Annotated in this window: 18 protein-coding genes; 8 read left to right on the top strand and 10 right to left on the bottom strand. The window is 46.7% G+C overall.

Annotated elements, in window-relative coordinates; all coding sequences use genetic code 11:
• The first annotated feature begins 128 nt into the window (after positions 1–128).
• Genes ACJMM4_RS00685 through ACJMM4_RS00675 form a run of 3 tightly spaced genes read left to right on the top strand, consistent with a single transcriptional unit; the run spans position 129 to position 3,251 of the window.
• Positions 129–962, top strand: coding sequence for an arylamine N-acetyltransferase (locus ACJMM4_RS00685; RefSeq protein ID WP_405379853.1), 834 nt, complete (start codon positions 129–131; stop codon positions 960–962).
• A gap of 18 nt (positions 963–980) precedes the next feature.
• Complete coding sequence (locus ACJMM4_RS00680; protein WP_405379851.1) at positions 981–2,492, top strand: CCA tRNA nucleotidyltransferase; 1,512 nt, start codon at positions 981–983, stop codon at positions 2,490–2,492.
• 12 nt (positions 2,493–2,504) lie between these two features.
• On the top strand, positions 2,505–3,251 hold the full coding sequence (locus tag ACJMM4_RS00675; protein WP_405379849.1) for a C39 family peptidase: 747 nt from the start codon (positions 2,505–2,507) through the stop codon (positions 3,249–3,251).
• Positions 3,252–3,483: 232 nt separating this feature from the next.
• Here the strand turns inward: ACJMM4_RS00675 and ACJMM4_RS00670 are convergent, their stop codons facing one another.
• Complete coding sequence (locus tag ACJMM4_RS00670; protein ID WP_405382530.1) at positions 3,484–4,683, bottom strand: MFS transporter; 1,200 nt, start codon at positions 4,681–4,683, stop codon at positions 3,484–3,486.
• A 216-nt stretch (positions 4,684–4,899) separates the two neighbouring features.
• Here ACJMM4_RS00670 and ACJMM4_RS00665 point away from each other — a divergent pair, with 216 nt between their 5' ends.
• Positions 4,900–5,982, top strand: a complete 1,083-nt coding sequence (locus ACJMM4_RS00665) for a hypothetical protein (RefSeq protein ID WP_405379845.1) — start codon at positions 4,900–4,902, stop codon at positions 5,980–5,982.
• 72 nt (positions 5,983–6,054) lie between these two features.
• On the opposite strand, the gene ACJMM4_RS00660 is transcribed toward ACJMM4_RS00665, so the two are convergent.
• From ACJMM4_RS00660 to ACJMM4_RS00650, 3 genes are all read right to left on the bottom strand, one after another.
• On the bottom strand, positions 6,055–7,233 hold the full coding sequence (locus ACJMM4_RS00660; RefSeq protein WP_405379843.1) for a PLP-dependent aminotransferase family protein: 1,179 nt from the start codon (positions 7,231–7,233) through the stop codon (positions 6,055–6,057).
• A gap of 134 nt (positions 7,234–7,367) precedes the next feature.
• The gene (locus tag ACJMM4_RS00655; protein ID WP_405379841.1) at positions 7,368–7,811 is read right to left on the bottom strand and encodes a C-GCAxxG-C-C family protein; all 444 of its coding nucleotides are present in this window, start codon (positions 7,809–7,811) and stop codon (positions 7,368–7,370) included.
• A gap of 20 nt (positions 7,812–7,831) precedes the next feature.
• Complete coding sequence (locus ACJMM4_RS00650) at positions 7,832–9,520, bottom strand: FAD-dependent oxidoreductase (RefSeq protein WP_405382528.1); 1,689 nt, start codon at positions 9,518–9,520, stop codon at positions 7,832–7,834.
• Positions 9,521–9,742: 222 nt separating this feature from the next.
• Here ACJMM4_RS00650 and ACJMM4_RS00645 point away from each other — a divergent pair, with 222 nt between their 5' ends.
• The gene (locus tag ACJMM4_RS00645) at positions 9,743–10,204 is read left to right on the top strand and encodes a hypothetical protein (protein ID WP_405379837.1); all 462 of its coding nucleotides are present in this window, start codon (positions 9,743–9,745) and stop codon (positions 10,202–10,204) included.
• A gap of 92 nt (positions 10,205–10,296) precedes the next feature.
• Here ACJMM4_RS00645 and ACJMM4_RS00640 read toward each other — a convergent pair whose 3' ends face one another.
• From ACJMM4_RS00640 to ACJMM4_RS00620, 5 genes are all read right to left on the bottom strand, one after another.
• Entirely contained in the window at positions 10,297–10,818 is a 522-nt protein-coding gene (locus ACJMM4_RS00640) for a nitroreductase (RefSeq protein WP_405379835.1), read from the bottom strand.
• An 85-nt stretch (positions 10,819–10,903) separates the two neighbouring features.
• Positions 10,904–12,115, bottom strand: a complete 1,212-nt coding sequence (locus ACJMM4_RS00635; RefSeq protein ID WP_405382526.1) for an exo-beta-N-acetylmuramidase NamZ domain-containing protein — start codon at positions 12,113–12,115, stop codon at positions 10,904–10,906.
• A gap of 131 nt (positions 12,116–12,246) precedes the next feature.
• Positions 12,247–13,614, bottom strand: a complete 1,368-nt coding sequence (gene radA, locus ACJMM4_RS00630; RefSeq protein WP_405378331.1) for a DNA repair protein RadA — start codon at positions 13,612–13,614, stop codon at positions 12,247–12,249.
• Entirely contained in the window at positions 13,601–16,078 is a 2,478-nt protein-coding gene (locus ACJMM4_RS00625; protein ID WP_405382578.1) for an ATP-dependent Clp protease ATP-binding subunit, read from the bottom strand. Before ACJMM4_RS00625 ends, radA begins: the two co-directional genes overlap by 14 nt.
• A gap of 257 nt (positions 16,079–16,335) precedes the next feature.
• The gene (locus tag ACJMM4_RS00620; RefSeq protein WP_405380581.1) at positions 16,336–16,755 is read right to left on the bottom strand and encodes a CtsR family transcriptional regulator; all 420 of its coding nucleotides are present in this window, start codon (positions 16,753–16,755) and stop codon (positions 16,336–16,338) included.
• 247 nt (positions 16,756–17,002) lie between these two features.
• Here ACJMM4_RS00620 and ACJMM4_RS00615 point away from each other — a divergent pair, with 247 nt between their 5' ends.
• Both ACJMM4_RS00615 and ACJMM4_RS00610 read left to right on the top strand, forming a co-directional pair.
• Positions 17,003–17,557 (top strand): LemA family protein, encoded by a 555-nt coding sequence (locus ACJMM4_RS00615; RefSeq protein ID WP_405380579.1) that lies wholly within the window; start codon positions 17,003–17,005, stop codon positions 17,555–17,557.
• A 33-nt stretch (positions 17,558–17,590) separates the two neighbouring features.
• Positions 17,591–18,340, top strand: coding sequence for a TPM domain-containing protein (locus ACJMM4_RS00610; RefSeq protein WP_405380577.1), 750 nt, complete (start codon positions 17,591–17,593; stop codon positions 18,338–18,340).
• A 131-nt stretch (positions 18,341–18,471) separates the two neighbouring features.
• Here the strand turns inward: ACJMM4_RS00610 and ACJMM4_RS00605 are convergent, their stop codons facing one another.
• Positions 18,472–19,746 carry an SLC13 family permease gene (locus ACJMM4_RS00605; RefSeq protein WP_405380575.1) on the bottom strand — a complete coding sequence of 425 codons (1,275 nt, stop codon included), beginning with the start codon at positions 19,744–19,746 and terminating at the stop codon, positions 18,472–18,474.
• A 230-nt stretch (positions 19,747–19,976) separates the two neighbouring features.
• On the opposite strand from ACJMM4_RS00605, the gene ACJMM4_RS00600 reads away from it, so the two are divergent.
• Entirely contained in the window at positions 19,977–20,588 is a 612-nt protein-coding gene (locus ACJMM4_RS00600; protein ID WP_405380573.1) for a TetR/AcrR family transcriptional regulator, read from the top strand.
• Positions 20,589–20,935: the final 347 nt, after the last annotated feature.

Genomic DNA, 20,935 nt, shown 5'->3' with positions numbered 1-20,935 from the left:
TTATAACTATACACCTGTTAACGGAATTTTTCAAACATTTACAGCAAATTCTCTTGATATTTGCGGCCACCTTTCATTCGTGATAAAATATATTTATAAGAAAGCTATGATGATGGAGATGATGTGCCATGAAGCCTTCAATCAATGGTAAGCCTATGACCGACCTGCAAATCAAGCAGTATCTGCACAAACTGCAGCTAAACGAACTGCAGCCTGCTGCGGACCTGCCCACTTTGACAAAATTGCAGGACGCTCATTTAAAGTTTATCCCCTACGAAAATTTCGACTGTCTTAACGGCAGAATTACTTCCCTCAAACATTACGATATGTTTCAAAAGCTAATCATCCATAACCGTGGCGGCATCTGCTTTGAACTTAACGGTTTATATAACTGGTTGCTGGAATCCTTGGGGTTCAATGTTACCAGCTTTGCTGCCCGCTATATAGATAAGCTGGATGTCTACCAAATCCGCCGCCATCGGGTAATGTGCGTAACCATCGATAACAAACGCTATTTAACCGATGTAGGTGTCAACAGTGAAAGCCCACGTATTCCCTTGGAGCTAACAGAGAACAAAATCCAGAGCGACAGCATCAGCCAATATAAATTTACGAAAGACGAATTTTGGGGCTGGCTTCTGTGGCAGAAGGAAAAAGGCAAACCTTGGAAGCGTCTTTTTGGCTTTACGGAAGAACCGCAAATCGACAAAGATTTTATCACTGCTGCCTTTTGGTGCGACGCCCATCCCGACTCTCCCTTTATCAAAAACAAAAAACTCTCCATCTTCCGCGAGGACTGTAATATCACCATCCGTGGCAACTACCTCAAATTCTATTTAGGAGGCCGCGTAAAATACCGTTATAAAATCCACAATGGTGCAGAACTGAAGGAACTGCTGTGGGAATACTTCGGTATCAATGTGGAATACAGGCTCAAGGACGATGGTATGGATTACGAATGATACAAATAAGGTGATAACGTGCACATACCTGATTTACAAAGGCATATCCCCATCTATACGGCCACGATTCTAGGCGCCCTGAACACTGCAGGCTACCAAGCCTACCTTGTAGGCGGTGCTGTCCGCGACCTGCTTTTAAACATTGAGCCCGGCGATTTTGACATTACTACCAACGCTACCCCGGAAGAAGTTTTAGCAATCTGCCAAAGCAAGGATTGGCAAGTGGTTGATAATCTAGGCAATAATTTTGGCTGCGTGGTAATCGTATTGGAAGGCAAACCTACGGAAGTTACTACCTTCCGTGGCGAAACCTACGGCGAAGGCGATGTCCATCGTCCTACAGCCACTTGGTACTGTCAAACACTGCGGGAAGATTTAGCACGCAGAGATTTTACCGTTAACGCTATGGCCTTGGACTTACAAGGCAATCTTTATGACTATTTCGGTGGACAGCAGGACTTGGAAGCGAAAATATTGCGCCCTGTAGGCATTGGTACAGAACGCTACCAAGAAGATGCTCTGCGTATGCTCCGTGCCTGCCGTTTCGTAGCGCAACTGGGCTTTACCTACGTAGATGACGCTGCCAGCCAAGGTCCCTGCGGCATGGAAGGCACGCCCTACTATTTACCACAGACCTATAAATTCCCCGTTGAACGCTGTGCCCGTCTTTCTTTAGAGCGCGTACGCAAGGAAATGGACAAGCTGCTAGTAAGTCCCTATGCAGGACGTGGTTTGATGTTAATGATGGCAACAGGACTTTTAGGCACCACTTGCTGCGTCAAAGAGCATGGCAGGATTACAGAAGTCCCCCTGCTGCCGGAAGCAGAACATCTTTTAAACCTCCACCAAAATCCCAAATACCACATTTACGATACTTGGGAACATACACTTTTAGCCATCGATGACAGTCCTCGCGATTTAGCGATTCGTTGGGCTTTAGTGCTCCATGATTTAGGCAAAGGCATGCCGCAAATCCGCAAGCTGAACAAGGACGGACAGCCTACTGACCCTGGGCACGAAGCTTTAAGCGCTGTCATGGCGAAAGATATCCTTACCCGCTGGCGCTACAACCCTGACTTTATCAAGTTGGTAACATGGCTGGTGGCGCAGCACATGCGTTTCGCCCCCATGCTGCTGACGGGAGAACGCACGCTGCTCCGTTGGGTACGTGCAGAAGCCAACAGCGGTACTTTCAAAAGCAGCGCAGAAATGACGGATGCCTTCCAACTGTTGGTAGAAGTCTTTTTGGCAGATATGGGGGCAACCCATGCCCGCGAAGACCAAAAGCTGATGGCAGAAGGCAGAGTTTTAGGCGAGCAAGTTGTAGAACTGGCTCGCAAGCGTATGCCTGTCAGCCCCAAGGATTTGCACATCAGTGGCAAGGACTTATTGGCACTTATAACCAAGGAAGAAATCAAGCACATGCTTGCCTATCTTTTGGAACGCGTGCAGTCAGGCAACCTGCCCAACGAACAGGAAGCGTTGCTCACTGCAGTACGCAAAAACATCCAACGCAAACAGAAATCATAGGAGAATAGAACCATGAACTTAAAAACAGCTATTGCAGGCGCTCTGTGCGGCATCGTTATTGCCGCAGGTGCATTTTTCTTGTTTAACCAGCACAGCGTTACTGCTAGCGGCGACACTACTGCTGAAATCGGCGGTGCTGCTAAATTTGTAGGCAAGCACGATATAAAAGGCTCTCCCTACTTCGCTCAGCCGGACATTTATAATATGCAGTCTAACGATCACCTGATTGTACTTTCCCATTACAAGACAAGCCAGCAGATTACCGGTTACAGCTGCGGTCCTGCTGCCGCTAACACTGTGGTACAGCATTTCTTGGGCAAGACCTTGCACAGCGAGATGGAAGTGTGCAAGCTTATGTCCACCAGCACTACCAATGGCACCAACGTCAAAGGCATGGAAGCTTATTTCAAAAAAATAGGCTGGCAGGTCCATTCTTCCGCCAGCGACAAGACTCCGGATGAATACCCGGACTTTATTAACTTTGTCAAAAAAAATCTGCAGGACAACACGCCCATTATTGTGGAAAACGTTGATTGGGGCGGCCATTGGCGCGTCATCATCGGCTACGACTCCATGGGCACGGAACACCAAGGGGACGATGTACTGCTTATGGCGGACCCCTTCGACACCAGCGACCACTTACAGGATGGCTACAATGTAGTCAGTGCCGAGCGTTTCTTCTATATGTGGTTCGACCACCAGCTTTTCCCCAAGGCAGACCAAAAACGCCAGTGGGTTACGGCTAAACCGAAAAATTAACATAAAAAGAGACCGGTTCTTATATAGTCATGTTACCATATCCCGACTCACGCGCGATTTCTTAACGCTCATTTCGTGCAGAATCACACCGAAGATTCGCGGCCAATCTTGTTCGAAAAACAAGATTTTATCGGGTACGCTTCACTTCGGTGATTCTAAGCACTCATGAGCTAAAATCGCAATGATTCGTCTAGGGATATGGTAACTATGACTTGTTTCGACCAGTCTCTTTTCATTTCCGCACTCTCGTTAAATATGTATAAAGTCCCATCACCATCAGGATACATCCTTCGGCGACCAATACATAACGCGTGCTCAGCACACCGCCAAGAAAACCACCTGCTAAGGGCCCCACTACGCCGCCAAACTGCTGCGCGCTAGTAACGAGACCGAAAGCTTTACCGCGAGTATTCTTATCAGTAACAACTGTCAAATTAGCATTGATGTTGGGCACTGCCCCCGCCAGGAATAAACCATAAATGAATTGGATAACGGCGAACTGCATAACATCTGCAATAAAGATTTGGAACAAATTCACAAAGCCTGCTGCAAAGGTTACTAGAGCAAAAATCTGCATATAACCGAAATGCTGTCCCCGTTTGCCCCAGAAAGGCGCAGCAATAATGCCAGCCACACCTGCCAAAGAGAAAATTACGCCGCTCATCTTAATGGCGTCATCACCCATAGCCCCTATAAGTTCGCCCACATACATGGTAATCAAAGGCTGGATAATCATTACACAGGACTGCACAGCGAAGAACATAGCCATAATAAAGACCAATTCACGATTTTTTAGGGAAGAACGCAAATCCTTGAGCAAATCTAAGGCGCTGTTGCTACCCTTTTGAATAACGGTCAAATCCTTCACGATAGTCATAACTGCCACTGTAGCCGCAAACAAAGCCACACTGCCCACATAGAAACTGGTGCGCATACCAAACCAGCTAGCCATATAGCCACCCAGCAACGGGCCCATAATGCTGCCACTGGCAACTGCAGTCTGCATCAAGCCCATGCCCCAGCCCATCCGTTCCTCCGGCAAGGAAGAAGAAGCCATGGACATACAGGCAGGCACAAAACCAGCTACCACGCCGCACAAAGTACGCACACCTAAAAGTTGGTACACGTCTTGGCAAGCACCTGTTAGAAAATAGGTCAGCGCCAAGCCGAAGCCTGCCCTGATAGCCATCCGCCTCTGCCCCACATGGTCTGCCATAGCGCCCCAAAAAGGCGCCATAATGGTACTGCCTAAAAAAGTAATAGCAAAGGTAACGCCGGACCAAAAGTTTACATCGCTCTGCTCTACGCCCAAGTCCCGCAATAAATACACGGGCAGGAAGGGAATACAGCTAGTATAGCTGGCGCAACACAAAAACACACCCACCCATAGGACGGGTAAATTCCTTTTCCAATACTGCTTACGTTTATCCATAATATTTACTGACTCCCTTTATAATTTACCTCTATTATACCACAGGATATAGTTTCCGGTACCATTTTTGAAAGCATAGCTTCACTATATTACGCTTAGAAACTTACTATGTATCAAGCGAGACATTTTACGTTTTCCTCTTTATTTCACAAGCTTTTTACAGTATAATATTAAATAAGTTACTTTTTTAATTTCGATTTTAAGGAGTAGAGCGTTTTGAAGCCTTTTGAATTACAAGAATTAGAACAATGTGGTTTTTTCTCTAAAATGTTTGGCTCTAAACCGGCAGAAAACGGTTGGAAAGCCTTGAACAATCTCTTGGCGGAAGCCAGTGATGCAACCACCATTACAGCAGACCAAGTACATAGCGCCTTGAAACAATGGGGCGTAAAGTTCAGCGAAGAAAATATGCAGCAACGCAGTGGCTTGTACCGTAAATTGGCAGATGTTGTCTTCACAGAAGCACAAACCAAGGATGACCCCCTTTTTGCCCAAACCGCTCATTTAGCAGAGCTGTTGGAACTGCCTCCCCATTTAGTAAAACTGGCTGATAAAGGTGCTAAAACCGCAGCTTACTTCATCCGCTGCCGCAACCTGCTGACGAAAGAAGAAAAACTGGATATTCATGCGATCAACGACTTGTTCGGTTACGATTACGAGGACGGTCTGTCCATCCGCAAGCAAGTCTTCCAGGCCCACTTCAACCTGCTGTTTGAAGACATCGTTAAGGAAGCACGCTACAGCCCCGACCAAGAAGCTGCTTTCCGCGCTGACTGCGCAACTTTGGACATTCCCTACGAATTTAAGAATAACATTGTCAATGCTCTGCACAAGTACCGCGATTTGTGGGCTGCAGAAAATCAAGAACTTCATGTTGTAGAAACCGATCTGCCCTTGGAAAAAGGCGAAGTTTGCCGCGCTTACGTCAACTGCGGTCTGTGCCAACACAAAGTTATTGAACGCGAAGACAATCTCTTTGAATTGACCCGTAAATTTGAAATTGACGAAACCGTTAACTTCAAAGGCGAAAAACTGGAACATCCCAAAATTAAAGAAGAAGCTACCGTCCTCTTGGAACTGGGGCACTTCTTCCTCACCAACCAACGTATCTTGTATTTCAGTGAAAAGAACGCTTTCGGTACCAAGCTGCAGGATCTTTCCTGTGCTGAGTTCGACGGTATCAACATCGTTACTTTCCACCGCCCCGGTAAAGATGATATTCTGCTGAAATTTCCTGACGAAGCAGCAGAAGTTATCTACATCCTCTTTAACAGAGTAAAAAAAGAAGAAGCAAAATAAGCTATAACGACAGAAAAGCCCTCGCACTGCGAGGGCTTTATTTTTTGTATTCCTATGCTTTTATACAAGGAGTTACATGCATTCCTTGATAGCCTTAGCCATACGTTGAATACCTTCAACGATACGGTCATCGGGCATATTGGAGTAGTTGATACGCATGCTGCGGTCGGTTTTACCGTTAGGATAGAAAGCATCACCGATTACGCCGGCAACTTTCATCTCAATGCATTTGTTGAATACTTTGCGAGCGCTTACGCCTTCAGGGAAGGTCAGCCACAGGAACAGACCACCTTCGGGATGGGTCCATTCAGTACCAGCGGGGAAATATTTTTCCATGGATTCCAGAATCAGATCGCGACGATGTTTGTACAAAGCAACGATTTCTCTAACATGTTCGTCCAAATCATAAGCTTCCATATAAGCGTCAGCAACGCCTTGGTCAAAGTTGGAAGTGTGCAGATCGGCACTTTGTTTAATCTTAACGAATTCGGTCAGCAGGCTATGTTCAGCAGCAACCCAGCCAAGACGCAGGCCCGGGCAGAAAATCTTGGAGAAAGTACCCAGGAACATAACCAAGCCTTTAGTATCCATGGACTTCAGGGAAGGAAGAATTTCGCCTTCATAACGCAGTTCACCGTAGGGGTTGTCTTCCAGTACGGGCAGGTTATGTTTGTTAACAACTTCCATGAATTTTTTACGGCGTTCCAAAGACCAAGTACGGCCAGTGGGGTTTTGGAAGTCAGGAATTACATAGATAAATTTGCAATTAGGAGTGGTTTCCAGAATCTTATCCAGTTCTTCAGGAATCAAGCCGCCGTTATCGGTAGGAACTTCTACAAATTTCGGTTGGTAAGCGTTGAATGCGTTCAAAGCGCCCAAATAAGAGGGGCTTTCGCAGAGGACAACGTCACCGGGATCCAGGAACAGTTTGCCTGCAAAATCCAAGCATTGTTGAGAACCGGTGGTAATCAGGATATCGTCGGGGTCAACATTGGTGTGGTATTTATCAGCCATACGTTTAGCGATTTTAGCGCGCAGGGACGGACGACCTTCGGTAGTTGCATATTGCAGCAGTTGACGGCCTTCTTTCAGCACCAGATCATGAGAAACCTTAGCGATTTCTTCAACAGGGAACAGTTCCGGAGCAGGCAGACCACCGGCAAAAGAAATTATGTCCGGTTGAGCAGTTAATTTTAACAGTTCACGAATTTCGGAGGCTTGCATGCGCTCCATACGAGTAGCAAATTTCATAATTAAACACCCTCATTTCAGTGATTTTGTATTTGTCTATAAGAGTAATTTTAGCACTTTTAACAAAAATGCACAAGCAAAAAAGCATTTCTCACACTTTTCTGCCTGTGCATACGTCATTCTTGTAAAAAACTTTACGCTTTCAAGAGACCTTTTTCTACCAAGTACGTAGCCAATAGTTGTGCCACATTATTAACTAATTTGATGCATTTTTTCAGATGCTCACGAGTGTTAAATTCGTACTCCATCAAATCACCACATTTGCAGCTGCCAAACTCTTTTTTGAACAGTTCATGGAATTCCAAGGCATAAGGATAGATTTCCTTCAAGGATTTTTCTTCCGGAGTAACGCGGCCAGCCAGCACGCTGATGACCATGGTGCAGCCTGCCATAGCTCCACACAAATCGCGGGCGTGGCCGATACCGCCGCCAAAGCCGCTGCACATACGGAAAGCTGCATCATCAATAGGAACGCCTGCTTCCTTGCGGAAAGCTTCTACAATAGCTTCACTGCAGTTAAACCCGCTTTTGAAAGCATTGCCTGCCGCCATACCCATTTTTTCGCTGAATTCACTCATGATTCTTCCTCCTCTAAAATTTATTTTTTATCACGTTCTGTCGCGTAAGGCCAACCGCTCATACCGCCCTCTAGGCTGTGGACATTGGTGTAGCCTTTAGCCCGCAGCATAACTTCCGCCTCATAGCCACGCAAATCAATTTGGCAGGAAGTAATAATCTTTTTATCTTTAGGACATAACTCGCCAACTTGGCGAATTTCGTCTAAAGGTACATTAATACGTTCAGGTATACCTGCAATACTGTTGGCTGCCACTTCGGCAGGAGTGCGCACATCCACAAAGAGATAACCGCCCTTAGCACGCTCTGCTTCAAAATCTTTGGGGTTGATGCCCTGCATCTGCCCTGTCAGCTTGTTATGCAGCACATTGGCTGCCGTAGCAAGGTTATCAATAGGACCATTGAAAGGAGGAGCATAAGCAATATCAAAATTGGACAAATCTTCCAGTGTTGCCCCCAAGGACATTGCTGCTACCAAAGTATCGATGCGCTTATCCGCATTAGCACCCACTGCCTGCGCCCCAAGAACACGTTCCGTGCCTTCTTCCGCCAACAATTTTACTACCAAGCGCCCTGCTCCCGGCATATAGCCCAAACGGTCGAAACCGGGGACTACTACGCTCTTAAATTTGATACCTGCAGCAGCTGCCGTACGTTCATTAAGACCTGTTGCGCCTGCGTTCGTAGAAAAAATGCGGCACACGCCCGTACCCAGCACACCGGGATATTTAATAGCATCACCACAAATATTATCGGCAATCACGCGACCATGCTTATTAGCAGTGGAACCCATAGGGGTAAAAACTTTCGCATCACTAATGCGATGGGTATTTTCCGCACAATCACCACCTGCGTAAATGCAGGGATCGCTGGTCTGCAAATATTCATTAACAGCAATGCAGCCTGTAGGGCCAATTTCCAAGCCTGCAGCTTTAGCAAGCTCCACATTGGGCCGCACACCCACTGCCACAATTACCAATTGAGCAGGAATAAGGCGCTTATCCGTCTGTACACCGGTCACAACGCCATTTTCCGCAGTAAAGGCTACAGTTTTTTCTTCTAAGTAAAGGTTAAAGTTTTCTTTAGGCAGGGACTTTTTCACTAAGTCTGCCATTTCTTTATCCAGCATTTGCGGCAGAACCCGATCCTGCATCTCCACAACGCTGGTATTAAGGCCTCGATGAACGAAAGCCTCCGCCAACTCCATACCGATAAAGCCTGCGCCAATAACTACTACATCTGTTACCCCACGTTCACGAACCGCTGCATCTACCGCATGCACATCCCACGGAAACCAAAAGCTGTGAACGCCTTCTGCATCTGCATTAGGCAAAGGCAAGCGTACAGGAGTAGCGCCTGTGCCCAGCACCAAGACATCGTAAGGCAGCTGCTTTACTTCACCTGCTTCTACGTAGGTAACAGTTTTGGCAGGACGGTCAATAGCAGTCACGTTGCAGCCAATGCGGGCATCAATGCCCTTGACTTTGCGAAAATAATCCGCATCACGTTTAACGCCTTGGGGCGTGTGGTCAAAGCTGTTAAAGCCCTTTACTTCGCCCCCAATAAAATAAGGAAAGCCGCAAGCACCATAACTTAATTCCGGTCCACGCTCTAAAACAATAATCTCCGCTTCACTGTCGCGTCTGCGCAAACGGGATGCCGTTTTCATACCCGTTGCCACGCCACCAATAATCACTACTCTTTTGCCCATGGAATCACGCTCTTTCTTGCAAAATACAGTAAACTCTGTTAATTATTATTATTCGACGAGGAGAAAGATTTTTCCTTTACGACAAGCAGTGAATACTTTGCAAACTGTATTTGTCACAAAAATTTATCTAAATTTTCAAGCTAAACAGAGTATAATAGTAGTAGAAAAAGCAGCAGTAACTACAGAATCGCAAGTTAGTACAATCCATAAGAGGAGGATACCATGGACGAAGAAAAGCTTCAGATAACCACTAACTATCTTTTCAATCGTGACTACGCAGAAGAGACAACGGAAGAGCAGGACGAAGCCTTGCAGCAGACTGCTAAAGAGCAAATTGCTGCCTATGGCTGGGAGGCAACCTTTAAAAGCTGGTATAGATACCTGTTAAACAATTGCCAGACTCCGGAAGAAGCCATCAACTTTGCTCATCTCTTTTGGTGCTACGGTGGGGCAGAAGGGTTGCTCCCTAACAATCCCTATCAATTTCTTGGCTACCTTTACTATTGTATTCACATGGATACTGAAACCTATGACGATATGGATATTCTCGACAGCCTAGCCATCACCATTCTTCCCAAAGCAGGCTACCAAAATGCAGACCTTTATAAAAACCCCTACTACGTCCCTGAAAATGACACCAAACTTTTGGAAGCCGTTGAGAGTTGGCGTTCCAAATTAGAATAAAGTTAAACGAAAAGTACTACGCAAAAGAAGCTGTGACATACATTGTCATTTCCAGCTTTATCTCAAGCGTAGCACTTTATTTTTACCTTTTCTTATTCTACATAGTACACATAATTAGGTTTGCGGGGATGAGCTTTAGGCTCCGGTCCATCAGGATAGCCTAAAATGCAGTGACCAATGCCTTCATATTCGCCCTCAATGCCCCACTTTTTGAGCATCTCCTTGCCTTCTTCCGTCTCAAATTCTTGACGAGCGCGGTGAATCCAGCAGCTGCCCAAGCCCAAAGCATGAGCTGCCAACATCAGATTGCCCATAACAAGGCTGCCATCATAAACACGATGGGGACTGTCCTTCTCTGCTAAAACAATCAAAACTACAGGAGCACCATAAAAAGTATCGCTCTTCACGCCCATAATTTCACGATTCATTTCTGCCAAGCGATCACGGGTTGCCTTATCAGTTACAGCCACAATAATAGGGGACTGCTTGCCCTTACCGCTGGCAGCGTAAGTGCCTGCTTCTACGATTTGGTCAATCAGCTCGCGCGGAACCATATCAGGTTTATATTTGCGCACGCTGCGGCGCTCTAAAATACCTTTAATAATTTCATTCATAGTAGTCAGCTCCTTTACAAATTACATATATTCTTTTATTCTCCAATAATCTCTACATTCCTGCTAGAGATTATGACGGCTTTAACTATTCGTAGAGCAGATAAGGACGCACTGCTAACGCAAAAGCGCTACATTCTTTCTGCCAACGCAGAAAAGTAGCTGGTTCCTCTGCATCTTGACGTAAGCTGTCCTCGCCTAAAGCAATATCAATTTTGTAGCCCTTGGCACCATAACCTCGCTCCGGGAACTGCACCTGATCCCCGTAAAGTTTGCGGAAAACATTAAAAATACGATACTGCAGTTCCACCAAATTAGTATGCCGTGCATCCTGCAAATAGATTTCCACGCCCTGCACCAATTCATCCTTATAGGCACCATAGCGAGGTGTAAAAGCCAGCGCTCTAAATTCAACATTGGGAATCTGCAAGGCCTGCAACGCTTGCTGCACCTCTAGCGCATCTGCAAAAGGTGCACCTACATAGAAAAACGGCTTTGCCGTACCCACGCCTACGGACAGATTGCTATCACCAATGACACCTGTTACTGCATAGAGAAACGCTGTTTTCTGAGTAGGAATCAAGGGTGAAGTCTGCACCCATGGCAGCTTGGTAGCCTGCCACAGTTGGCTGCGACGATAACGTTTCATGGGCACTACCTCTAATTGACAGTTTATCCCCTGCTCTTGGTTAATATAGCGGGCAAACTCGCCAATGGTCAGCCCATGGCGTAAAGGCATAGGATACAAGCCAATAAAAGTAGCGTTTTCCGGTTTCAGCACAGGCCCTTCCATCTTGCCACCCAAAGGATTAGGACGGTCGAGAATAACCACCTTTTTATTAAATTTGGCACATTCTTCCATAATATATGCCAGTGAAGAAAAATATGTGTAATGGCGCACACCTACATCCTGAATATCCACCACCATAGTATCTATCTTGGCAAGCATCTCCTTAGAAGGGCGCCTGCTATCGCCATACAAGCTGTACACAGGGAGATTTTTATAGGTATTGCTGTCAAACTTTTCCCCTGCAGCCACAGCGCCAAAAAGTCCATGTTCAGGCACGTAGATAGCCTGCAAATCAAAGCGTTGGCGCAACAAATCTACAGAAGAACGTAGCTTACTGTCTACCCCAGTTTGATTGGTAAATAACCCCAAGCGTTGGTTCTGTAGCATTGCTTGCACAAAACCTTCATTCAAACGCTCATCACCCAAAACCACACGAGCATGAGCTACAGCACTAATATTACAAAAAACAATGCATAATAAACTTAAAATTAAAGTTAAAGACTTCCGCATAACAAATTCACCATACCTTTTACTAGATAAATTATAGCACAAAGTTCCAAAGGTGTACCAATTATCTTATGACACAAAAACAGCCTAGCCCATAACAAAGTGGCTAAGCTGTTTTATTTATTGCTATGAATTTATCCAAACAATGCTTTCAGCGCTTGCTCTAAAGTTTTGACGCGGACAATTTCTGCATCCACATTGCCTAAACTCAATTTGTTATCGGGTACTATGAAACGCTTAAAGCCAAGGTTGATGCCATCCATAATCCTGCGTTCGGGCGCGCTGACGCGGCGCACCTCGCCAGTCAGACCGATTTCGCCAAAAACAAGAACCCCCTTAGGCACAGGGCGATTGCGATAGCTGCTGACCAGCGCTGCTGCCACTGCCAAGTCCGCCGCAGGCTCCGTCACTCGCATACCGCCTACTACATTAACATAGGCATCATAAGTGCCGAAATCAAGGCCGAAGCGCCGCTCCAGAATTGCCAGCAGCATATTCACACGGTTATAGTCAAAGCCTACTGCTGTACGCCGCGGCATACCGTAGGGAGTTTTAGCAACCAGCGCTTGGAACTCCACCATAATGGGGCGGTTGCCTTCCATGCAGGCGCCAATCATGCTGCCTGCTGCTTCGCCATCGCGGTCTTCCAAAAACAGGCCTGCCGGGTTGGCAATCTCCGCCAAGCCACCTGCTTCCATGGAGAAAATACCGCTTTCATCCGTACTACCGAAACGGTTCTTCAACGCCCGCAGTACGCGGAAGGAATAAGAACGATCCCCTTCAAATTGCAGCACCACATCCACCATGTGTTCCAAAAGACGCGGCCCTGCAATGGTACCATCCTTGGTAACGTGGCCGATAACCATAACCGCAATGCCCGTAGTCTTGGCAAACTGCAACAGTTTCGCCGTACACTCCCGCACTTGGCCCACACTGCCTGCGGCAGTCTGCAGTTCAGGATTGTACATGGTCTGGATACTGTCGATAATCAAAAGCTGGGGCTTAACTGCATTAGCCTGCGCCAAAATTGCATCTAAGTCAGTGGCTGTCATAATCAACAGGTTGTCGCTGGCGTTAGCACCGCCCAAACGCACAGCACGCATAGCGGTCTGTTCTTCGCTCTCTTCGCCGCTGACGTAAAGCACCTTGACCCCGCGTTGGCCGAAGCGCAGACCTGCGTCCAACAAAATCGTAGATTTACCGATACCGGGCGTACCGCCTAACAATACCAAACTTCCAGGAACCACACCACCGCCCAAAACGCGGTCAAATTCGCGAATGCCCGTCGCCAAGCGTTCCACCTTGACTTTGGCTACACTGGCAATGGTCTTGGGCTTTATTTTTTCGCTGTTCACAGGCAGATAGGACTTGGTATTTTTGGCAGTTACCTCTGCCTCCTCTACCATAGTGTCCCAACCACCGCATTCGGGACAGCGCCCCAACCATTTGGCAGAGGTATAGCCGCAGCTTTGGCATACAAAATGATATTTAGTCTTGGCCATGGTCCTGCTGTTCTCCTTTCCCTGCGCCTGCTAAGGCAGGTTCATGCTGCTCAGGCAGTTCCAATACCAGTTCCGCAGGCTCTACCGCCTTATGGAAACGTAGCTTACCTGCGTCTGCCTCTGCCACAAGCTTATCGCCACGGCAGAACTCCCCTGCCAAGAACAAATCACTGACAGGATCCTCCACCAGCTTGCGCAGCGCCCTCCGCAACGGACGAGCGCCATATTTGCTGTCGCTACCTTCTTTCAGTAACAGCTCTTGAGCAGCAGGAGTAAGTTCAATACTCAAGCCACTGTGGCTCATACGCTCATTAAGCTCTGCTAGTAGGTTAGTAGCAATACGCTCCAACTGTGCTTTGCCCAAAGGATTGAAGACCAGGATTTCATCCACACGGTTTAAAAACTCCGGGCGGAAAATGTGCTTGATTTCTGCTAGAACCTGCTCTTTACGGTTATCCAGTTCCGCAGTAGCGCTGGCAGCGAAACCCAAAGGCTTCGTCATCGCCAGACGTTGAGCCCCTGCGTTACTGGTCATAATCAAGACAGCGTTGCGGAAGTCCACCGTTCTGCCCTGTCCATCGGTCAATCGGCCATCCTCCATAATCTGCAATAGCAGATTGAACACGTCGGGATGGGCTTTTTCTATTTCGTCCAAAAGCACTACACAATAAGGCTTACGACGTACTGCATCCGTCAGTTGCCCACCTTCATCGTAACCAACATAACCGGGAGGCGCGCCAATGAGTCTTGCTGTAGTATGCTTTTCCATGTATTCGCTCATATCGAAACGCAACATGGCTCTTTCATCGCCAAAGAGCTCTTGCGCCAAAGCTTTAGCCAGTTCCGTCTTGCCCACACCCGTAGGACCAAGGAAGAGGAAAGAGCCCACAGGACGTTTGGCATCTTTAAAACCTGCGCGGGCACGACGTACCGCTTTACTCAAAGCAGTTACTGCCTCATCCTGACCAATAACACGTTTCTGCAAACGTTGCTCCAACTGCAGCAAACGGTGGCTTTCGCTTTCCGTCAGCCGTGCTACCGGCACCCCGGTCCAAGCAGACACTACTTCTGCCACATCTTCCTCGCTAACAGGCACCTGCATAGCAGCTTCCGCCACTGCCTCCGCCAGCTTCGTCTGCAACTCATTCTCACTGTCACGCAAGGTAGCTGCTTTTTCGTAATCCTGCTTTTCTACTGCTTCTTCTTTCTCCAGCTGCACAAAGCCCAATGCTTCCTGCAGTGCACGGACAGGCGCGCAACGTTTGTACAGTTTCATACGCAGGCGGGCGCAAGCCTCGTCCATCAAGTCAATTGCCTTATCAGGCAGATTGCGGTCTGTAATATAGCGGTCGCTTAGTTCCACTGCAGCTTTGATAGCTTCAGGAGAAATCTGCAGCTTATGGAATTCTTCATAATGCTTACGCAATCCCAGCAACATCTTTTCGCTTTCCGAAGCGCTGGGCACGCCTACCAGTACAGGTTGAAAGCGACGTTCTAAAGCTGCATCTTTTTCAATATGCTTGCGGTACTCATCAATAGTAGTAGCACCGATAATCTGCAGCTCACCACGAGCCAAAGCAGGCTTGATAATATTGGCCGCATCAATACTGCCTTCGGCACTACCGGCGCCAATAATAGTGTGCAACTCGTCAATAAAGAGAATAATCCGCTTATCCTTTTTAATCAGCTGCAACAATTCCTTCATACGCCCTTCAAATTCACCTCTGTACTTGGCGCCTGCTACCAGCATGCCCAACTCCAAGGAAAAGACTATTTTCCGTTGTAAGAATTCAGGCACATCACCGGTCACAATCTTTTGCGCTAAAGCTTCGGCTACAGCAGTTTTGCCTACGCCTGCCTCGCCAATAATTACAGGATTATTCTTCGTGCGGCGGCACAGAATTTGGATAACACGCTCCACTTCCTTATCCCTGCCAATAACAGGGTCGATAGTACCGTGGCTAGCCTCCAAATTCAAATTGCGACCGTAGGCAGAGAGCACTTCAAGCACATCTTCTGCCTTTTCAGTGCGCTGTTGGCTACGCGGCTTACGCCCCGGTACGGATTTTCTACTTTCATCTATAGTGGCAAGGACCTCACGAACTTTTTCCAAAGTAATACCAAATTTTTGCAAAACTTTATTGGCAATACCGTCGCCTGCTGCCAAAAGACCTAAAAGCAAATGACCGCTGCCAACGCGGTCCAAACCGTTGGAATTAGCTTCTGCCGCAGCCTGCTCCAGCACCATTTGGGCCCGGGGACTGTATTGCGGCACACCATCCTTTTTGCTGCCTTGGTCAATCCACTTCACTAATTCTTCTGCAATGGGTACTAAATTAGGCTGTAGCTTGCACAACACATCTTTAGCAGTGCTACCATTAAGCATCAAAATACCTGCCAAAATATGCTCCGTTCCGATATTTTCACTACCGCAATCCAAAGCACGCATAGTAGCCAATTCCATAATTTTGGAGGCAGCAATAGTAAATCCTTCCTTGCCTTCCTCCTCTTGGTGACGCGGTTTACCTTCTTTGATTAAATTACGGAAAAAGTCCAGCGCTTCCTGGGGCGTAACATTGCTTTGTCCTGCTCCCAAATTAAAAGGAAGATACTCCGTTGCGCAATCCTCGCACAACCATTTATCCACCTGCTTATCCCCCATCAAGCATACCATGTGCATAATGGCGTTCTTTTTATGGCAATTATCACATAACACCGTGTTCACCTCCTTCCTTCGCTGTTCAACAGACTCATAGCCTGCTGCAACACAGCCTTCTTTTTCGGTTCATCTGCATTAATAATATGCAGCATATATTTTAACAAAGCCCTTTCCCGGGCAGTAATCAGCTTTTGCTGCTCCAAATGTTCCACCAACTCCGCTGCTGTAGGCTCCTGCTGCTTTCTAACTGCAGCCTTGGGCTCCATGCGCACAATACGCACAAAGCCGCCGCTACCGCGGCGCGACTCTACCATAAAGCCTTTTTCCGGCGTAAAACGCGTGCTCAGCACATAACTAATTTGTGACGGAGCGCAGGATAAACGTTCCGCCAGTTCGTTACGCTGTACTAAAAGAGCATCCTCTTGATCATGAAGCAATTCACTAATGATGAAGTTTTCTATAGCATCGGCTAAATTTCTCATATTATCACCTGCATAAATTGAAATACCTGTGGAAAATGATTCTCCACCTTGTATCTATTATATTTGACTTTTCGACTTTAAGCAAGTGAAATTATTATGACACTCTGCTTTTAGCCCCTTTCTGCAAGGAATTTCACAAATATTTGACTTTTTGACATTTGACAGAGACCACTGCATAACGTACAATAGAATTAGATAATATTTTAAAGGAAACAAAACATTGACGTGTTTCCGTAGGAGGATAAGAATGAGTAAAGGTCTTTTAGGCGCTATTGCCGCCATCATTATAGCTGTAGTAATGATGTTCAGCAGCTACAATGGTTTAGTAAGCATGAACGAAAATGTTACCGGCAAGTGGGCACAGGTAGAAAACCAACTGCAACGCCGTAACGATTTGATTCCCAACTTAGTCAATACTGTTAAAGGCTACGCAGCCCACGAAACCCAAGTGTTCAAGGACGTTAGCGATGCCCGTGCCAAATTGGGCGGTGCTAAAACTGTTGCAGAAACCAGTGCTGCTAACAGCCAAATGAACAGTGCGTTGAGCAGACTGTTGATGGTTGCCGAAAATTATCCTGATTTGAAGGCTAACACCAACTTCACCCAACTGCAGGATGAATTGGCTGGCACCGAAAACCGTATCGCCGTAGCCCGCAAAGACTACAACGACGCAGTTCAAGGCTATAACGCCAAAATCAAATCTCTGCCTGCATCCTTGTACGCAGGTGCTTTCGGTTTCACTGCCCGCGACTATTTCAAAGCAGATGAAGCTGCTCAAAAAGTTCCCCAAGTAAAATTCTAAGGGAAACACTAAGCTAACTAAAAGGAAAGTAATATGAAAAGATGGCTAATCTGCCTAGTTCTGCTCTTGCAGACCTTCTTTGCAGTCGCCGCTTTTGCTGCTCCTGCCGTCCCGCCTAAACCTTCGGGCAATGGTATTTACGTGCAGGACTACGCCGGTGTTATCAGTGCCAGCGATAAACAGCAAATGCTGGCTTTAGGGCAGGATTTAGACAAGAAAACGACTGCCCAGGTAGCGGTGCTAACGGTTAAGTCCCTGGAAGGCTATCCTATTGAAGAATATGCCCTAGAGGTACTGCGACAGTGGGGCATTGGTAGTAAGGACAAAAATAACGGTGTCCTGCTCCTTATCTCCACCGGCGACCGCCGTTCCCGCATCGAAGTAGGCTACGGTCTAGAAGGCGTTCTCCCCGACGGACTTACGGGGCGCATCCAAGACCGTTATATGATTCCCTACTTTAAGTCAGGCAACTATAGTAAAGGTATCCTGCAAGGATATAAAGCAACTGTATTAACCGTAGCCAAAAGCTACGGCGTAACGGACTTAAAAACCTCCGGTGCAGCTCCGCAACAAAAACAAAACAAGGCTTCCAATGGTTGGGAAAACCTCCTGCTCATTGGCGGGCTAATCCTACTTTTAATCGTCGATAACCTGTTTTTAGGCGGGTTCATCACCCAAACATTGCTCTGGTCCATCTTCTTCCGTGGCGGCGGCCGCGGAGGCGGTGGTGGAGGTTTCGGTGGTGGCAGCGGCGGTGGCGGCGGCTCCAGCCGCAGTTGGTAAAACTTCACACTGTAACTAAAATGAGGCTGTGACTAATGTCACAGCCTCATTAATTATGTTATAATGAAAAGGAAAAGCCGGTGGCCTTCGCGAGACCACCGGCAAATTTTGCTGGAGAAAATGTTTTGAAATTATTTACCCGGGAAGAAAGGCCATACCATAGGAATTACAACCAGGGATACTACGAAGCAAACGATAATCAAACCGGTACCAGCTTTAACGTAGTCCATGAATTTGTAGTTGCCAGGGCCAAGAACCAGAGTGTTCGGAGGAGTACCAACGGGAGATGCAAATGCGCAAGATGCTGCAACTGCAATTGCCATCAAAACTGCTTTCGGGTCAGCGCCCAAGTTTTGAGAAATTGCGATACCGATGGGGCACAGCAGAGCTGCGGATGCAGTGTTGGACATGAATTGGGTCAAGCCGCAGGACAGCAGGAACAGAACTGCAGTTACAACCAACGGGGAAGGAGAACCGCCCATCAGACCAACGGTCCAGTCAGCGATCAATTTGCCAGCGCCGGTTTTATCCATTGCGGAGGATACAGGCATCATGCCTGCGAACAGGAAGATGGTTACCCAGTCGATAGAAGCATAAGCTTGTTTTTCAGTCAAGCAGCCGGTCAGTACGCAAATCAATGCGCCGATTACAGCAGCCATTTCCAAAGTAACGCCTTTAATACCAATAGCCATTACCAGAACAACGCCCAGCAGGATAACGCCGGAAACGACCATTTTCTTTTGATTGGTTTCGTTAGCTTCAATTTCTTGCTCGATTTCTTGGTTAGCATCCAATTCAGCTGCCGGCAACAGGTATTTACCTACAAACATCATGTAGATCATACCAGCCAAGGAGATAGGAACACCAATCCAAGCAAATTCGAAGAAACCAAAGGAAGGAAGACCTGCAACGTTCAGAGCACCGGTAGCGATGATGTTAGGAGGAGTACCTACCATGGTGATGATACCGCCCCAACCGCAAGCAAATGCCAAAGGCATCAATTGACGGGAAGCAGGAATCTTAGCGGATGCGCAGATACCCAGAGCAACGGGCAGCAGGCAAGCTGCAGTACCGGTGTTGGACAGAACTGCGGACAAGCAAGTACCAACCAGCATCAGGCCAAACATCAGGCTGTTTTCAGCAGTGCCGCACAGGCCAACTACTTTGTTACCGATGAATTGTGCCAAGCCGGTGTAGAACATTGCACCGCCAACGATAAACATACCAGCGAACAGAACTACGGTGGAGTTAGACAGGCCGCTAAATACTTGTTTAGCGGGGATCAAGCCCAAGAGGCCGCAACCAATTGCGCCTGCGATAGCAGTAACTGCCAAAGGAATGAGTTCGGTTACGAAGAATAACGCAACTACTGCCAGCAGGATTAGACATTTTACAGCTTTAGACATATAAAAGTCCTCCTTAATATAAAATTTTCACAGCTTATTTTGAGGCAATTTCCAAATTAAGCTTATTCCCATAAATACTCGGACATTTCTCCAGCATCGCAAATTATTATGGGGATTAGTTTAAAACCACTTCAAAACTAATGCCGTTAGTGATATTATATATCCTAGGGTGTTGATTGTCAATTACTTTATTTCATAAACTTACATTAATTACAAAAAGGAGCAGATACATGGCAAGAAAAGGTTTAAGCAAAGATATCATCATTGAAGCAGCAATCGAACTGATTCAAGAAATAGGGTACAACGGGTTTTCTATGCGCCTTTTGGCAGACAAACTGGAAGTAAAACCCTCTTCCTTATACAACCATTTTAAGAATTTAGAGTATCTTACCATCGCAGTAGGTCTACGCATTTACGAAACCTTCGACGATATCCAGGAAAAAGCAATTAACGATTCTAAAAATCGTCAGGAAGCTGTGATGAACTTGGCGCTGGCCTACCGCAGATTCGCCTTCGAAAACCCTGAACTATACAAGGTAACGCGGCTTCTGCCTAAAATCGACAATGCCATCAAGCCCGATATCGTACGTAAATGGATTAAGCCCATGAAACACGTTATGTCCTTATACAATATCAGCGAAGAGGACCAAATGCATTGGCAGCGCATCTACCGTGCTACCATTACCGGCTTCGTTAACGGCGAAAAGGCAGGACTTTTTGTCTGGATGCCCGTCAGTACGGAAGAAAGTTTCCGCATGGGCATTATGAACATCATTGTTGCCTTAGAAACGCAAGAGCGCACCGAAATCCGCAAGAAAGCCCTTGTAGCCATTGATGAATGATAAACGTTTTCATTCACAGTTTATGCAAATTTATATGCAAGAAGTTGCAAAAATACTTACATAAGCCTATTGACATAACTAACGCCGTTAGTTATAATATGGCTAACAGTGTTAGTTACATCAGTGGTTATCCAAAACAGTAAAAGAGCCTTTCTAAATTCGTACTTTTCACTAACTGCCAGAGGAATAAGTTCAGTTACAGAGAATAGTGCAACAGCTAAGGCATTTGGAGTCTCCACCCACTGAATAACTAACAAAACAGAAAACGCACCCTTATGGGTGCGTTTTTTCTTTGCCCTGCTTGCACTGGCAACCACTGCCATCTCAGTTTTCTAAGCAACAAAAAG

Source organism: Phascolarctobacterium sp., assembly GCF_045124115.1.
Lineage (GTDB): Bacteria > Bacillota > Negativicutes > Acidaminococcales > Acidaminococcaceae > Phascolarctobacterium_A.
This window is presented reverse-complemented; position numbering and strand designations above follow the sequence as displayed.

Bases quoted from the DNA above. Each gene is read 5' to 3' on its own strand.
- ACJMM4_RS00685 (WP_405379853.1), top strand. From the start codon at position 129: ATGAAGCCTTCAATCAATGGTAAGCCTATGACCGACCTGCAAATCAAG.
- ACJMM4_RS00675 (WP_405379849.1), top strand. From the start codon at position 2,505: ATGAACTTAAAAACAGCTATTGCAGGCGCTCTGTGCGGCATCGTTATT.
- ACJMM4_RS00670 (WP_405382530.1), bottom strand. From the start codon at position 4,683: ATGGATAAACGTAAGCAGTATTGGAAAAGGAATTTACCCGTCCTATGG.
- ACJMM4_RS00660 (WP_405379843.1), bottom strand. From the start codon at position 7,233: ATGAAATTTGCTACTCGTATGGAGCGCATGCAAGCCTCCGAAATTCGT.
- ACJMM4_RS00655 (WP_405379841.1), bottom strand. From the start codon at position 7,811: ATGAGTGAATTCAGCGAAAAAATGGGTATGGCGGCAGGCAATGCTTTC.
- ACJMM4_RS00650 (WP_405382528.1), bottom strand. From the start codon at position 9,520: ATGGGCAAAAGAGTAGTGATTATTGGTGGCGTGGCAACGGGTATGAAA.
- ACJMM4_RS00645 (WP_405379837.1), top strand. From the start codon at position 9,743: ATGGACGAAGAAAAGCTTCAGATAACCACTAACTATCTTTTCAATCGT.
- ACJMM4_RS00640 (WP_405379835.1), bottom strand. From the start codon at position 10,818: ATGAATGAAATTATTAAAGGTATTTTAGAGCGCCGCAGCGTGCGCAAA.
- ACJMM4_RS00635 (WP_405382526.1), bottom strand. From the start codon at position 12,115: ATGCGGAAGTCTTTAACTTTAATTTTAAGTTTATTATGCATTGTTTTT.
- radA (WP_405378331.1), bottom strand. From the start codon at position 13,614: ATGGCCAAGACTAAATATCATTTTGTATGCCAAAGCTGCGGCTATACC.
- ACJMM4_RS00625 (WP_405382578.1), bottom strand. From the start codon at position 16,078: ATGGAATTGGCTACTATGCGTGCTTTGGATTGCGGTAGTGAAAATATC.
- ACJMM4_RS00620 (WP_405380581.1), bottom strand. From the start codon at position 16,755: ATGAGAAATTTAGCCGATGCTATAGAAAACTTCATCATTAGTGAATTG.
- ACJMM4_RS00615 (WP_405380579.1), top strand. From the start codon at position 17,003: ATGAGTAAAGGTCTTTTAGGCGCTATTGCCGCCATCATTATAGCTGTA.
- ACJMM4_RS00610 (WP_405380577.1), top strand. From the start codon at position 17,591: ATGAAAAGATGGCTAATCTGCCTAGTTCTGCTCTTGCAGACCTTCTTT.
- ACJMM4_RS00605 (WP_405380575.1), bottom strand. From the start codon at position 19,746: ATGTCTAAAGCTGTAAAATGTCTAATCCTGCTGGCAGTAGTTGCGTTA.
- ACJMM4_RS00600 (WP_405380573.1), top strand. From the start codon at position 19,977: ATGGCAAGAAAAGGTTTAAGCAAAGATATCATCATTGAAGCAGCAATC.